The organism is Mesorhizobium sp. M0184 (assembly GCF_040322215.1).
Lineage (GTDB): Bacteria > Pseudomonadota > Alphaproteobacteria > Rhizobiales > Rhizobiaceae > Mesorhizobium.
The window spans coordinates 1-819 of record NZ_JAMYSZ010000104.1 but is presented as its reverse complement, the minus strand read 5'-3'; the positions used below and the strand labels follow the sequence as shown (position 1 = coordinate 819).

The 819-nt window shown below is 56.9% G+C and carries 1 protein-coding gene; it reads left to right on the top strand.

Features of this window, described 5'->3' with window-relative positions; translation table 11 throughout:
- The coding region (locus NKJ23_RS34500) for an AMP-binding protein (RefSeq protein WP_352685190.1) at window positions 1-819 on the top strand (819 nt) is incomplete at both ends.

Below are 819 nucleotides of genomic sequence, written 5' to 3'. Positions count from 1 at the left end.
TGGCCGATTGTGCTGCGCGCCTGGTGCTTGGCAAGAGTGACGATGATGACCTGGTTGAGGCGACGATCCCTGTTTTGCCCATTGAGCCGCTCATGGTTGGAACAGGATGTAGTGCCGATCCTGGCCTGGCATTGAGCGCCGAAGCTGCCGCTTATGTGATGTACACGTCTGGTTCGACTGGCCTTCCCAAGGGAGTTGTTGTGCCTCACCGTGCCGTCAACCGGCTCGTCATCAACAATGGCTATGCGAAGATCGATGCCGGAGATCGTGTGGCATGGGCGGGTAATCCCGCCTTCGATGCCAGCACATTTGAAGTGTGGGCGCCGCTACTTAACGGTGGCTGCATTATTGCAATGGATGCCACCACCGTCTTAAATGCATCAAGTTTTGCCAGGACGCTTGAACAGCAAGGGGTGACATCACTTTTTCTAACAACAGCGTTATTCAACCAGTATACATCATCGATTGCCCCGACGTTAGCACAACTTAAATACCTCCTCTGTGGAGGCGAAAGCAATGACCTTCCCTCGTTTCTGAAATTGCTGAGGGAAGAAGGTCCTGTACGTCTCGTTCACTGCTATGGTCCGACCGAGACGACGACCTTCGCGACAGTTTGCGAGATCACTGCAATTGATAAGACATTCCGCCGTCTCCCGATCGGCCGTCCGATTGCGAACACGCGGGTGTATCTGCTGGACGGTCATGGCGCGCCCGTGCCGTTCGGGGCGGTGGGCGAGCTTTACATCGGCGGGGCGGGGGTGGCGCGTGGCTACCTCAACCGTCCCGAGCTGACGGCCGAGCGGTTCATCGCCAGTCCCT